The organism is Sorangium sp. So ce394, assembly GCF_051474665.1.
Taxonomy (GTDB): Bacteria; Myxococcota_A; Polyangia; order Polyangiales; family Polyangiaceae; genus Sorangium; species Sorangium cellulosum_D.
The window spans coordinates 4,433,543-4,447,681 of record NZ_CP150339.1 but is presented as its reverse complement, the minus strand read 5'-3'; the positions used below and the strand labels follow the sequence as shown (position 1 = coordinate 4,447,681).

Here is a 14,139-nt window from a genome sequence, read left to right as displayed (position 1 = left end):
ATCATGCCGACCCGAGCGACTCGCGGTGAGACAGCTCCCCTCCGGGGCTCCCCTGAGGCGCCGACGCGCGGGCGCGGCGCGCTGACGCTCCTCTCGGCGCTCCTCACCCTCATCGCAGGCGCCTGTAGCAAAGCTGAGCCCACGCGGGCGTGGCACGAGGGTCGTGAGATCGAGACGCTGGAGCTCCGATATCAGGGCTCACCGGGCTCGGTGTCGCCGCCCGAGCTGGCAGAGGACCTCGGGTATCTCGCGCCCATCCGCCTGGTGCACGTGGGCGACGTGCTCGGCGGACCGCAGAGCATCCAGGCCGTCGTCACCGGGGACACGGACTTCGGGAGCGCGTTCAACGGCGCCATCATCAAGCTGATCGCCGCAAAGGCGCCCCTCCGATCGGTCCTCGGCTCGTACGGCGTGAGCGAGCAGTTCTGGAGCGGGTTCTACGTGCTCGACGACAGCCCCATCCGCGGCGCGCGGGACCTCATCGGCAAGAAGATCTCCATGAACACGCTCGGCGCCCACAGCGAGTTCATGACGAAGGAATACCTCTTCCGCAACGGGCTCGGCGCGGAAGCGCGGCAGGTCACCCTGGTCGTCATCCCCCCGGTCAACGGCGAACAGGCGCTCCGGCAAAAGCAGGTCGAGGTCGCGATCCTCGGGAACGTCTACCGCGATCGGGCCCTCGAGCGCGGCGGCGTCCGGGCGATCGCCACCGATTACGAGCTGTTCGGCGCATTCACGGCCGGGAGCTACGTCATGAGCACGAAGTTCATCGAGGAGCACCCGAACGCCACGCGCAAATTCGTCGAGGCCACGGCCAAAGCGATCGCCTGGACGCAGACCACGCCGCGAGAGGAGGTCCTCGCGCGCTTCGCCTCGATCCTCCGCAAGCGGAACCGCAATGAAGACGACAGCATCCTCAAGTACTGGCGCAGCTACGGCGTCGCAGGAAAGGGCGGCGTGCTTGACGACAGGGACTTTCAGATCTGGATCGACTGGCTGATCCGAGACGGGGAGCTACGCCCGGGACAGGTGAACGCCCGCGACCTGTACACGAACGACCTCAATCCCTACGCGTCCGGCAAGCCGCCTCACGATCGAGGCCAGACGCCCGCGGCCACGCCGTGATGTGAAGGCCTCGCACCCGCCGAGCACAGGCCCGAGGACGCAGCTCGAATCGTGAGCTTCCCGCGCTGCGGGCACGCGCCCTGGCGCAAACGACACAGCCGCGGAGCGTTCCTTCGAACGCTCCGCGGCTGGAGTGCCTCGAACACAGCGCCCTGGCGGCCCCTCGCGCCCGTCCCCGGGCCGCCCCTCAGCGCTCCCTGTCCTTCTTGCCGCTCGGCTTATCGCCCTTCTTCTTCTCGTCCGCGGCCTTCGCCTTGTCCTTCTTCGACTTCGACGCCACCTTCTTCGGCTCGTCGCGGCCGAGCGCGATCTCCAGGCGATCGCCGCGCGCCTTGGCCTTGTAGGCGGGCACGCCGTCCTTGAACTGCAGGGTGATCTCGGCGCCGTGCGGCGTGTTGACGACGCGCACCGACGCGATGCGCTTGTCCTTCCGGGCGAGGCCGCTGCCCGAGGACAGCGCGCGCCGGTCGGGCAGCGACACCGTGAAGCCCATCGCGCCGGCCGCGCCGTTCAGCTCCTCGATGGGGCCGTCCATCTTCAGCTTCAGCACGATGGGGTTCCTCACGGACCCCTGGCCCCACTCCTTCGGGCCCTCCTGCGCGTCCTCGTCCGCCTCCGCGTCGCCCTCGTCGCCTGGGCCGCCCGGGACCGCGGCGGACCGCTCGAGCGGATCGCCGGCCTGAGCGCCCGGATCGGCGGGCGGCGTCGGCGGCACGGGCTCCGTCGTCGACAGCGGCGTCGCGCCGAACAGCGGGACGTTCGCGGTCAGCACGCCGCCCGGCGCGGCCGCCGTGGCCGCGGCCGCCGGCAGGGCCGGCGCGCCGGACGACGCCGGCAGCGCCGACGCGCCCGCGGCCGCCTCCGCGGCCCCGGCGGCGGGCGCGTCGCCGCCGCGCAGGCCGAGGAGGCGCGCGGCCCCGAACACCACCAGCACCGCCGCCAGCCCGAGGAAGCTCCCGGCCGCGGCCGCCTTCTTGTTGAAGCGCGGCGGCTCCGCCCCCTCGCCCGCCGCCTCTTCGGCCTCCTCGCGCACCAGCCGGCGCCCGCCGGACTTCAGCGCGCCGGCCGGCGGCGGCGCCGTCTTGCGGCGCGGGCCGCCGTCCTTGCCCGACCCGTCCTCGCCGGCCGCGCGCGCGGCGCGCCGCGCCTTGATCCGCGCCACCATGCCGGCCATCGCCGTGGCCGCGCGCGCCCCGGCGCCGGCGAGCGCCGGCCCGAGCTTGCCCGCCACGGCCTTGCTCGCCATCGCGGCCTTCTCGCCGACGTCGCGCAGCCGGCTCGGCTGCGCGCCGGCCGCCTGCGCGGAGCCCGCCTCGTCCGACCCCTCCTGCGAAGGCGGCGCCGCGTCCTGCGCCGAGGCCGGCGCCGCGTCCGCCGCGGGCGCCTCCCGCGCCGAGAGCGCCGGCGACATGTCGCCGTCGTGATCGTCGTCCGCCGGGGCCGCCGCGCCGCCGCTCGCGCCCGCGCCTGCCGTCGCGCGCTCGCCCTGCGGATCGCGCGGCGGCGCCGACGACGCCCGCGCCGGGGCGCGCTCGCCCTGCGGATCGCGCGGCGGCGCCGACGACGCCCGCGCCGTCGCGCGCTCGCCCGGCGGCGCCGACGACGCCCGCGCGCCCTCGCCCGGCGGCGGCACCGACGGCGCCCGCGCGGGCGCCCTGGCGTCGAGCGCCGCCGCGGGCTTCGCCGGGGGCAGCGTCTCGGACGACGCCCGCGGCCGCGACGCCCTGGCCGCGCGGGGCGCCTCGTAGCAAAGCGTGACCACGAGCTGCGGCACGCTCGTCGCCGGGTCGACCTCGACCTTCACGTGGTCGATGTACGCCTCGCGGCGCGTGCCCTGCTCGACCTCCTCCAGCTCGAGGGAACGCCCCACCTTGAGGAACTCCAGGTTGGAGCCCACCTCGAGGTCGTCGAGCCCACCCGCGCGCACGCGCGCCTTCATGGGCGAGCCCAGGCCGTCGATGTGGAGCCGCACGCGCGCGCCGCGCTGCGCCGTCCCCTGCCCCGTGCCGGACGGGATCGTGAGCGCCGGCGCGGAGCCCGCGGCGCCGGCGTCCATCGACGAGCACATCGCGCGCACCGCCTCCTCCGCCTCCTGATCGAGGCCGGTGAAGCGCAGGCCGAACTCGCCGCCGCGCGCCTGCTCGGCGCGCCAGCAGACCTCGCCCTCGACGACGAGCTCCTTGCCGAGCCCGTCGAAGCGGCAGATCAGCGCGTCGCCGACCCGCGGCAGGTACGCCGTGCGCAGGCGCATGCCCTCGGGCGACATGTCGATCGACTCGGCCTCGAAGCCGCCGCCCGACGTCTCGCCGACAGCGACGAGCGCCTCGATGCGGACACGCTGCCCGGCGCCGGCGCGCCGCTCGCCGCCCTCGCGGTCCTTCTCCAAGGATTCCGGCGCCCTGCGAACGCCATCTCCGTCTGCGCCTCGAACGTTCATACGCCCATTCCTCCGCCTCGGCCGCGAAGCCGCGTCCGCGATCGCGGGACCTCCACGGTGCAGAGGGCCCACTGGCCGGCAGTACGGCGTAAGCCCCACGCTGGCCAAATTTTGGAGGCCGCGCGGCGCCGCGGGACGCGCGCGCCGCGTGGATTTCTGGACGCCGCGCGGCGCCGCGGAACGCGGGCGCCGCGTGGATCCGACCGCTCGCTTCGCCTGGCGCCCCCGGGGGCAAACGTGGGAAGCTCTCGGCAATGGGCAAGGACGAGCCGCCGCAGAAAGACGACAAGCCCGCGCCGCCCGCGAACCAGGATGTCGTCTTCATCCACAGCCCCGTCGAGCAGGGCGAGGGCTTCCGGGTCATCCGGAGCCGGGAGGACCGGCTCGAGATCGGCGAGCTGCGGCCCACCGAGCACGGGCGCCCGCTGACCGGGGAGCTCGTGAAGCTGACGCAGCGCTCCGAGCACGCCCGGCTCTTCGACGTCGAGGTGCTCCTCCCGGCGCCCGGCGGGGCCGACGCGCCCCGGTCGGGCCCCGCCCAGGTCGCGACCGACGCCTACCGCGCGAACTGGGAGGCGATCTTCGGCCCGCGCGAGGAAAACAAGCTCGCCAACTGAGCCGCGCTCAGCGGCGGCCGCCGGACGAGCGGCGCCCGAGCCGCGGCGCCTCGCCGGTCCTCCGGATGGCGTAGGCGATCCCGCGCTGGAGCGTCCCCTGGACGACGGTCCCGCCGAGGTCGATGTCGAGGCCGACGAGCGTCTGCGACACGCGGGGGCCGATGCCGGTGATCACCGCCTCGGCGCCGAGCAGGCGCAGCGCGGCGGCGGCGCGCAGGAGCGTGGCCGCGACGCTGCTGTCCACGCCCCGCACGCCCGTGATGTCCAGGATGACGACCCGGGCCCCCGTCTCCGACACGCCGCGGAGCGCCGCGGCGAGCGCCTCGTCCGCGCGCTGCGCGTCCATCGTCCCGATGAGCGGCATCACCATGACGCGATCGGTGATCGGGATGAGCGGCGTCGACAGCTCCGCGAGCCGCTCGCGCTGCACGCGGATGAGGTCCTCCTGCAGGCCGGCGCGCTCCTGCTCGGCGCGCGCCCGCTCGGCGAGCTCCTCCTCGAGCCGCGCCATCGCCGACGAGAGCTCCGCGGTGCGGGCGGCGACGGCCGCCTCGAGCGCGTCGTTGGCGCGGCGGAGCTCGTCGCTCGCCGCCTGGACGCGCGCGTAGAGCAGCGCGTTGTTCACGGCGATGGCGGCCTGCGCGGCGACGAGCTCGAGCACGTCGAGGCGGGCGGGCGAGAACACGTCGGGCGCGGCGTTGTTCTCCAGATAGAGGACCCCCGAGAGCTCGCCCTGGCTCACCATGGGCAGCGCGAGCACCGATCGCGGCTTGCGCGCCGCGACGTAGGGATCGCCATCGAGCCGCGCGTCCTGCGCGGCGTCCGCCACGACGACGGCGCCCCCGGTGCTCATCGCGAGCTCGATCACCCGGGCGGCCGCGGCGCCGCTCTCGCGCACGGGCGTGGACGGCCCGACGCGCACCTCGCCCGCGTCCTCGACGACGGCCTCCACGCGCGGCCCGCCCTCGTGGCCCAGGATCAGCGCGCCCCGCTGGGCGCCGACGCTCTCGACGGCGAGCCGGAGCAGCCGCGTCATGACGCGGCCGAGGTCGATCTCGCGCGCCACCGCCTGCGCGGCGCGGATGAGCGCCGCCGCGTCGAGCAGCGCCACGCGCCGCGCGACCATCTCCGTGGTCGACACGGCGACCGAGGTCAGGTTCGACAGGAGGTCCGCGGACGCGGGCTGGCCCGCCGCCGCGCGGGGGATCAGCTCGACGTAGGCCTCCTCCATCTGCCGCAGCTTGGCCGTGGCGCCCCAGCGCGCGTAGGCCTGGTAGGCCTCGACGAGGCACGACCGCGCGAGCCACGGCATGCGCCTCGAGGCGAGGAACCTGCCGCAGAGCTCGCTGACGAGCGCGCGGTAGCGCACGTACCCCGCCTGCTCCGCGGCGTGGCTCGCCTGCTGGTAGAGCTCGAGGATCGGCTCCAGCGCCTCCCCGGCGACGCGCGCGCGCTCCGCCCGGACGAGCAGCTCCAGGTGCCGGAGCTCGGGGCAATTCCGCGCGAGGACGGCGAGCTTGTCGTGGTTCGACGCGAGCATCTCGGCCAGCGCGCCGCCCTCCTCCCCGCTCGCCCGAGGGCCGAGCGCCAGGAGGGTGAGGCAGGTGTAGAGCGGCAGATCGACGATGCCGATGTACTGGCCCGTCAGGGCGCGGGCCCGCTCCTGCGCGCGGCGCGCCATCCGGAGCGCGCCCTCGTGATCGCCGTAGAGGTACGCGAGCGCGAGCTTGTTCGTGTAGTAGAAGCCGGCGACGATCGCGAAGCCCACCCCCTCGAGCTTCGGCACGAGGGCGTCCTCGTCGAAGCCGGCGTCGCTCAGCGTGCCGCGGTCCAGCGTGCGCCCCTCGAGGTTCTGGATCACCTGTCGCGCGACGGTCTGGACCGCCGTCGACAGCGCGTCCTTCGTGCGGGAGGTGAAGCGCAGGAACCCGCCGACGTCCTCGCGCACGCGCCGGAGCTCGCCTTCCAGGCTGAGCTTCATCTGGGCGACGATGTTGGAGGACGCCGACGCGAACATGAAGTCGCCGGTCTCCATCCCGGCGACCCGCGCCCGCTGGAGGACCTCGAGCGCCTCGCGCTGCGGCCTCGAGAGGTTCATGACGACCCCGTAGTTGAAGTCGAGCTTCGCCCTGATGGCATCGACCCGGTACCTGTCGTTCAGGGCGACGCCCATCCGCACGATCCTGTAGCCCTCGTGCGGCTGGCCCCAGAACGCGGCCAGGTAGAAGCCGTGGTACACGTACGCCACGCTGGCCATCGGCGAGCTCCCGTGCCGGAGCGACAGGTTCGCCATCCTGACGGCGAGGAGCTGGGCCAGCGGCGGGTTGAGGAAATACGCCGACGGCGAGCCGTAGCCGAGCATCTCCACCACGACCCTGACGCGCGGATCGGCGAGCTCCGGGTCCGCGCCGACGTCCTCGCCCCGCCGGGCGGCGAAGCCGCGCTCGGCCTCGGCGAGCTCCGCGCGGAGCGCGGCGGCGAGCGCCTCGCCCTCGGTGGGCACCTCCACGCCGAAGAGGCGCAGGCCCTGGAGCGCCACCGCGAGCGTGTCCGCCCAGCGGTGCTGCGCGTTGTAGAGGACCATCCGCATGCAGTAGACCCGCGCGCGCTCCACGTCCGAGGCGGCGCGCTCGAGGAGGGCGTCGAAGAGCGCCTCCGCCTCGTCGAAGCGGCCGCTCAGGTGCGCGCACTCGGCCTTCGCGGCGTGGATGTTGAAGACGTCGAAGGCGTCGAAGGCGAGGCCCGGCTCGCCGGCCCATGGGTCCGGGCCGAGCGCGGACACCGCGGCGCTGAGGTAGCCGAACGCGGCGTCGTACGCGGTCGCCGCCTGCGCGCGCCGCCCCGCGGCCAGGTTGAGCCGCACGAGCTCGCCGCGCTCCGCCGCGCCCTCGATCAGGGCCGCCGCGACGTTCAGGTGGCCGACGACGACGAACAGCTCCTCGTCGCTCGGGTGCTCGCCGAGGCTCGCCGCGAGCAGCCGGCCGATGCGGTGGTGCAGCCGCTTGCGCTCCGGCTCGTCGATGAGCGCGTACGCCGCCTGCTGGACGCGATCGTGCAGGAACCGGTACGAGACGCGGAACGAGGGGTCCTCGAGCAGCCTGCCCGCGACCGCCGCGTCGCCGGCGTGGACGAAGCGGTACTCGGGATCGAGAGGCACGACGAGGCCCTCCCGCAGGGCGTCCCAGAGCGCCGCGGCCACCTCGCCCGGGGGCTGCTCGGCGACGAGCGCGAGCGTCCTGAGGTCGAAGCGGTGGCCGACGCAGGCGGCGAGCCGGAGGGCGCGCTGCGCGCCGGGCGCGAGCCGCCGGATCTTCGCGGACATCAGCTCGACGACGCCCTCCGCGCCCTCCGCGCTCCGGGCGCGCTCGAGGCTCCACGCCCACGCCCCCGCGGCCGGATCGAAGCGCACGATCCCCTCGCCGGCGAGCGCGTGCAGGAGCTGGTGGATGAAGAACGGGTTGCCCGCGGTCCTCTCCAGGATCAGCGCCGCGAAGGCGTCCGTGTCCTCGAGGCGGCAGCGCAGGGCGTCGGCGAGGAGCCGGCGGATGTCCTCGATCTCGAGCGGCCCGAGCCACACATCGGACGCGGGCGCGTTCGCCGCCCGCAGGTCGCGGACGAGCCTCGCCAGCGGGTGGGCGTCGTCGACCTCCTGGTCGCGGTAGGCGCCGATCACGAGCACCCCGCGGCCGTCGGGATCGGTCATCAGGAGCTCGAGGAGCCTCAGCGAGGCCGGGTCGGCCCACTGGAGGTCGTCGATGAAGAGCACGAGGAGGTGCTCCTCCGCGACGGCGCGGACGAAGGTCTGGAACGCGAGGCTGAAGCGGTTCTTCGACTCGGTCGGCCCGAGCGGCTGCACGGCGGGCTGGGGTCCGACGACGCGCTCGAGCTCGGGGATCACGTCGACGACGACCTGCCCGATCGCGCCGAGCGCGGCGCTCAACCTGGCCTTCCAGCGCGCCACGGGCTCCTCGCCCTCCGACAGCATGCGCTCGCACAGCTCGCCGAACGCCTGCGCGATGGCCGCGTAGGGGGTGCGCTGCTTGAGCTGGCCGAACTTCCCCGACACGAAGTACCCGGGCCGCTGCGCGAGCACCTTGTAGACCTCGCGGACGAGGGCGGACTTGCCGACGCCGGCGTGGCCGGAGATGAGGAAGAGCTCGACGGCGCCGGCCGCCGCGCGCTCGCACGCGGCCACGACCGCCTGCGTCTCGGCCTCGCGCCCGTAGAGCTTCTCCGGCAGCCAGAGCCGGCCGCCCGCGTCGCGCTCGCCGAGCGGAAAGGGATCGACGCGGCCGTCGGCCTCGTACCGCCGGAGGCACTCCTCGAGATCGGCGCGCAGCGCCTCGGCGCACGGATACCGATCCTCGGCGGCCTTGGAGAGGAGCTTCATGACGAGATCGGAGACGACGCGCGGGATCTCGGCCGACGCGGCGTGCGGCGGCGTCGGCGTCCTGGCCAGGTGGCAGTGAACGAGCTCCATGGCGCTCGGCGCCGTGAACGGGGGAGCGCCCGTGAGCATCTCGTAGAGGGTGGCGCCGAGGGAGTAGAGGTCCGTCCGGCAGTCGAGGCTGCGGTTCATCCAGCCCGTCTGCTCGGGCGACATGTATGCCAGGGTCCCCTCCGCGGCGTCCGGGCTCTCGGCCCGCGGCGCCTCCTGCGACAGGCGCGTTGCGATCCCGAAGTCGGAGAGCTTGACCACCAGCGGATCGAGGCGGACGAGGATGTTGTGCGGCTTGACGTCCTTGTGAATGACGCCCGCGTGGTGCAGCGACGCGAGGGCGTCCGCGACGTGGATGCCGATCCGCAGGGTCGTCGCCAGGCTGAGCCTGTCGCTCCGCAGGACGATGTCGAGCGACGCGCCGCCGAAGTCCTCCAGGACGAGCACGGGCCCCCCGTCGCTCTCCTCGACGTCGAGGATACGGAGGACGCCCGGGTGCGCGATCTCGCGCGTGATCACCTGCTCGTGGCGGAGCCTCGCGATCGCCCGCGGCGACGCCCGCCCGGCGCTCGGTCCCTTCAGCACGACGGGCTGCCCGTCCGACGCGCGGCGCGCGCGGCGCACGATGATCATCCGCCCCTCGTGGAGGACGGCGTCCGCGGCGTAGCCCTGCAGCGGGCTCGCTGATGCGGTAGCATGAACTGCGCCGAGTGTCGTCATGTGTGCAGGTTACAACTGATGCGGAGACTCCCGAGACGGCGTTCGACGGCGCGTCGGGGGCCGCCGCGGCCAAGATCAGTGATTCCGCGCAGATCCAATCGATGTTCCTCCTCGTTCCTTGGCTCGAGCTCCTCCGGCGCGCGGGTGTGCCGAATCTTGAGCCGCGGCGGACCTCCGGAGAACACTGCTGGACGTGATCCGAAGCCGTCGGTCGACCGTGCCGCCATTGACAGCGGTCGCGCCCTCCACGCAAAGGGGGAGCGTGCAGGCGTTACCGCTGTCCGCGACCGACGACGTGGCGCTGGCGCGCGCCGCCGCGCAGGGGCACCCGGGCGCCGCGCCGATCGTGTGGCAGCGGTTCGCGCCGCTCGTGCGCCGGATCCTGAAGCGCACCCTCGGCCCGGGCGACGAGGTCGACGACCACGTGCAGGACACGTTCCTGCGCTTCTTCCGCGTGGCGAAGGACCTGCGCGATCCGTCGCTGCTCTCGAGCTTCATCGTCGGCATCGCGGTGCGCGTCGCGCGCGCCGAGCTGCGGCGCCGGCGCCTGCGGCGCTGGCTCCAGCTGTCGCCCTCGGGCGAGCTCCCGGACGTCGGCAGCGCGCAGCAGGATCCGCAGGGGCGCGCGGCGCTCGCGCGGCTCTACGGCATCCTCGACCAGGTGGACGACCGCTCGCGGACGCTCTTCGTCCTGCGGTTCATCGAGGGGCTCGAGCTCACCGAGATCGCCGCCGCGCTCGGGTGCTCGCTGGCCACGACGAAGCGCCACCTCGCCCGCGCGTCCCACCGGATCCTCACCGCCGCGCAGCGCGATCCCGCGCTCTCGGCCTACCTCACGAAGGCCCCGCAAGCGCTCGATCAGCCCGGGAGCCTCCTTGCCTGCGGAGGAGAGCATGATGAATGAAGCGGAGAAGTTGAGCCGGCTCGCCGACCTCGCGCGGGAGGGCATCCCCGCCGACGTCGACGCGGCGCACGACGCCGCCGAGCGCGCCCGCTTCGTGGAGGCGGTGAGCCGCGGGGCCGCCCAGCGGCGCGGCGGCGTCCTGGGCTGGGTCGCTGCCCTGAGCCGCATCGACACGTGGCTCCGCTTCCTCGGGCTCTCGCCCGCGCACGCGGGGCGCGCGCGGTGGGGCCTGGCGCTCGCCGGCGCGGCGGCGCTCGCGGTCGCGCTCGTCGCGCTCTGGCCGGCGCGGCGGCTCGACTACGCGGTCGAGGGCGCGCCCGGCGCCGCGGGCGGCTACATCGCCGCGGCGGTCGAGGAGGCCCGGCTCCGCTTCACGGACGGCACCACCGTCGCGCTCGCGCCGGGCAGCGCGCTGCGCGTGGCGGAGGTCGACGCGGCCGGGGCGCGCATGCTGCTCGAGGACGGCCGGGCGTCGCTGCGCGTGACGCCGCGGCCGAAGGCGCGCTGGTCGGTCGAGGCGGGGCCGTTCGCGGTGCTGGTGACCGGCACGGCGTTCGACGTGTCGTGGACGCGCGCCGACGGCACCCTGCGCGTCGATCTGCGCGAGGGGAGCGTGACGGTGCGCGGCCCGCTCGCGCCCGAAGGGCTGCCGCTCCGCGCCGGGCAGCGGCTCGTGGCGCGGATGCGCGAGGGCGACGTGCAGATCTCGAGCCTCGACGCGGCCGGCGCGGTGGGCAGCGCGGCGGGGCCGGCGGAGCGGGCGCCGTCGCCCGCGGGCGCGGCGCCGCCCGGAGGAGAGAAGAATACCGGGCCCGGCGACGTCGACGGCGACGCCGGGGCCGCACGGCCGGGGGGCTCGCGGGCTGAGGGGGCGCCCGCGGGCCCTCCGCCGGGCGGTTCGACGGCGGCGCCGGACGGCGCGGCGGCGGCGCCGAGCTGGGCGAAGCGCGTGGCGGCGGGGGATTTCCGGTCGGTCCTGGCCGAGGCCGAGCAGCGCGGCCTCGGCGGCGTGCTCGAGCACGGCTCGCTCGACGACCTCGTCGCGCTGGCGGACGCAGCGCGGTACGCGCGCCGCGGCGACGTCGCGCAGCGCGCGCTGACGGCGACGCGCAAGCGGTTCCCCGGGACGAGCCACGGGAAGGCGGCGGCCTTCCTGCTCGGGCGCATGGTCGACGACGGCGGCTCGCCGGGGGCAGCGGTGGCCTGGTACGACGCGTACCTCGCCGAGTCGCCGGGCGGACCGTTCGCCGCCGAGGCGCTCGGCCGCAAGATGGTCGCCGTCGAGCGCACGGCCGGCCGGGCGGCGGCGCGGCCGGTCGCGGAGCTCTACCTGAAGCGCCACCCGCGCGGCGCGCACGCGCCCGTGGCGCGCGATCTCGTGGAGCCGTGACGCGCGGCAGGTGACGCCGGCGGCGCCGGGGCGGCCAGCGGTCAGCCCCGAAACGCCTAGAAATGAAGCACAGAGGCGCAGAGGACACAGAGGAACAACGAAATTACTCTGTGCCCTCCGTGCCTCTGTGATTCCAATCTCCTCATCCTCGCGCGTCTCAAGCCGATCGGCGCCCTAGACGCCGTAGAACGCATAGAAACTTTGAATCGGCGCCTCAACGGTCAGGACGGGAAACGGAAAGCAGTCGCCCAGGCCAGCGATCGATCGACGCTCGGCGATGGCCTCCAGAAATGTTCGCGCCATCGCCGTCTTCACGCCGCCTCCGTAATGCAGGAACTGGCCCCACAACGGCATGGATCGATAGAGGCCGTGGACCGCGCGGGCCGATGCGGCATAGTCGGGCGGGAAGAGCCTTCGGTAGGCGTTGAGGTTGTACAGCCACGAGACTCCCGCGACGACGAGCTCCCGCGCAGACTCAGACTTGATCTGAGCAAATAGCTTCGTCAGCTCGGCGCGTCGCTGTCCATACCGCGCGGCCGAGAGCGGCGAGCACCCTTCGGGGTCGACGTTGCGGAAGTGCAATCGGACCACGTCGCTGTCGAGTACGGCATATGAAAAGCAGCCAACGGTCGCGAGGACAGCCGGCGACGTGTTCGCCTCTGCGTCCATCAGGTAGTAACGATAGGTCCACTCACGAGCGTCCGCCGCGGTCTTCAGTCCAGCCACGTAGGCGCGCCACAGCTCATGCTCGCTGTCGAAGTCGCGTCCGAGACCGAACCGAACATACAGGTTCGTATACTTGAGCACGGCCAGCTCCAGAGGGATCCCGGACAGCGCTGCGGCTGTCTCTGCGAACGTGAGCTGGAGATCGAAGAATTCTCTCGCGAAGATCGTCCGACCGTCACGCGACGCCACGTTGAGCTCCCGCGAGGGCGCCATCCCAGCGTCGAGCGTGCGACGCTTTCATCGGGCGTGCAAGTCCGCGCGTGGGTCGCCCATCGCTGGCATCGAGACCTCCTCGGCTCCCGGCTTCCGCCGTTCGGAGGCTCGCGGTCCGATGCGTCCGGGAGGGCCACCGCGCCGGCGCCGGCCGCGACATCGGCGGCGCGCTGGGCGCGCACGGCGGTGCGGTGATCGCGGAGCGTGGGAGCAGGCGGAGCGCTGCGTACCTGGCCTCCTGCCCTGCCCGCAGCGTGCCATCGTCGATCCGTCCTCGGACGGACGTAGCGGGCGCAGGTCGGGCCGCTCCGAGCGCGCGATTCTCCTTGGAAATCGTCGGAGACCGCGGCTCGCGGCGCGCGTGCGCCCCTCGTCCGGGGTCGCTTGGAGCCGTGATGCGTCTCCGCGTGCCGGCTGCGATCTGATAAGCCCTGGCGTGTGCGCTCCTTCACCCTCCTGGCCTCGCTCCTGCTCGCCCCGGCGCTCGCCCCCGCGCGAGCCGCGGCGGCGCCGCCTGCGCCGTCGCAGCAGGCCGCGGCGGCCGCCTCGCGGGTCGTGATCGTCGAGGCCGACGCGGACGACCCGCTGGTCCACGAGGCCGCCACGCGGCTCCGGGCCGAGCTCGGCGCGGCGGGGTTCGAGGTGGTGCGCGTCCCGCGGGGGCGCGAGGGCGACGCGCGCGCCGCGCTGGAGCGCGCAGCGCAGGACGAGGGCGCGTTCGCGGCCGCGGCGATCTTCCGCTCGCGGGCGGGCGCGACGGCGGACCTCTGGATCGTCGACCGGGTGACGCAGAAGACGGTCGTGCGCACGGTGGAGGTGTCCGGCGCGGCGGCGCCCTCGGTGATGGCCGTGCGCGCCGTGGAGCTGCTGCAGGCGAGCCTGCTGGAGGCGAGCCTGCTCTCGTCGCGCGCGCCGTCCGAGGGCGCGGCGGGCGGCGCGCGCGCCGCCGTCCCCGAGGACGTGCAGCGGTGGATGGCGCCGGTGCGGCGGCAGGCCGGCGCCGATCTGGCGCCGGCGGCGGCGCGGCCCGGGATGCTCGCGGGCTTCGGCGTGGAGGCCGGGCTCGCGGCGCTCCTCAGCGCGGGCGGCATCGGGCCGGCGCTCGGGCCGGCGCTGCGGCTGTCGTACGGCGCGGCCGGCGGGGGCGCGCTGCCGGCGGGGCTCGCGGCGCGGCTGACGTTCGCGGGGCCGGCGATCGGGCCGGCGCTCGAGGGCGCGCTCGGCGCGGTGTCGGTCCGGCAGGAGATGGCGCTGCTGGAGGCCGTGTGGGCGCCGGAGACGGGCGCCGCGATCTCGCCCGTGCTCTCGGCCGGCGTCGGCGGGGTCCACCTGTTCATCGCCGGCGATCCCCTGCCGCCGCTCCGGAGCGCCACCGGCGAGGTCTGGTCGATCGCCGCGAGCCTCGGCGGGGGCGCCGGGCTGCGCCTCACGGATCGCGCGGCGCTCCTGCTCGACGTGCACGCGATCTTCGCCGAGCCTCGCGCCGTCGTGACGCTGGGGGGCGAGCGGCTCGGCACGGCGGGCAGGCCGACGTTCGCGGGGTTTCTGGGGCTGCTCGTGCGGCTTTGA

General features: G+C 74.6%; 8 protein-coding genes. 5 read left to right on the top strand and 3 right to left on the bottom strand.

The window, feature by feature from the left end:
* Nucleotides 1-3: 3 nt before the first annotated feature.
* A complete protein-coding gene (locus tag WMF33_RS16485) occupies nucleotides 4-1,125 on the top strand; it encodes an ABC transporter substrate-binding protein (protein WP_437338030.1) in 1,122 nt (373 codons plus the stop codon).
* Between the two features lie 187 nt (nucleotides 1,126-1,312).
* Here the strand turns inward: WMF33_RS16485 and WMF33_RS16480 are convergent, their stop codons facing one another.
* A complete protein-coding gene (locus WMF33_RS16480) occupies nucleotides 1,313-3,511 on the bottom strand; it encodes a PilZ domain-containing protein (protein ID WP_437338029.1) in 2,199 nt (732 codons plus the stop codon).
* A gap of 305 nt (nucleotides 3,512-3,816) precedes the next feature.
* Between WMF33_RS16480 and WMF33_RS16475 the strand changes: the two genes are divergently transcribed.
* Nucleotides 3,817-4,179, top strand: coding sequence for a hypothetical protein (locus WMF33_RS16475; protein ID WP_437338028.1), 363 nt, complete (start codon nucleotides 3,817-3,819; stop codon nucleotides 4,177-4,179).
* A gap of 7 nt (nucleotides 4,180-4,186) precedes the next feature.
* On the opposite strand, the gene WMF33_RS16470 is transcribed toward WMF33_RS16475, so the two are convergent.
* Nucleotides 4,187-9,337 (bottom strand): AAA family ATPase, encoded by a 5,151-nt coding sequence (locus tag WMF33_RS16470; RefSeq protein WP_437338027.1) that lies wholly within the window; start codon nucleotides 9,335-9,337, stop codon nucleotides 4,187-4,189.
* 262 nt (nucleotides 9,338-9,599) lie between these two features.
* Between WMF33_RS16470 and WMF33_RS16465 the strand changes: the two genes are divergently transcribed.
* A complete protein-coding gene (locus tag WMF33_RS16465; protein ID WP_061623461.1) occupies nucleotides 9,600-10,241 on the top strand; it encodes an RNA polymerase sigma factor in 642 nt (213 codons plus the stop codon).
* On the top strand, nucleotides 10,234-11,631 hold the full coding sequence (locus tag WMF33_RS16460) for a FecR domain-containing protein (protein ID WP_437338026.1): 1,398 nt from the start codon (nucleotides 10,234-10,236) through the stop codon (nucleotides 11,629-11,631). Before WMF33_RS16465 ends, WMF33_RS16460 begins: the two co-directional genes overlap by 8 nt.
* 174 nt (nucleotides 11,632-11,805) lie before the next feature.
* Here the strand turns inward: WMF33_RS16460 and WMF33_RS16455 are convergent, their stop codons facing one another.
* Complete coding sequence (locus tag WMF33_RS16455; RefSeq protein ID WP_437338025.1) at nucleotides 11,806-12,546, bottom strand: hypothetical protein; 741 nt, start codon at nucleotides 12,544-12,546, stop codon at nucleotides 11,806-11,808.
* A 462-nt stretch (nucleotides 12,547-13,008) separates the two neighbouring features.
* On the opposite strand from WMF33_RS16455, the gene WMF33_RS16450 reads away from it, so the two are divergent.
* Nucleotides 13,009-14,139 (top strand): hypothetical protein, encoded by a 1,131-nt coding sequence (locus WMF33_RS16450; RefSeq protein WP_437338024.1) that lies wholly within the window; start codon nucleotides 13,009-13,011, stop codon nucleotides 14,137-14,139.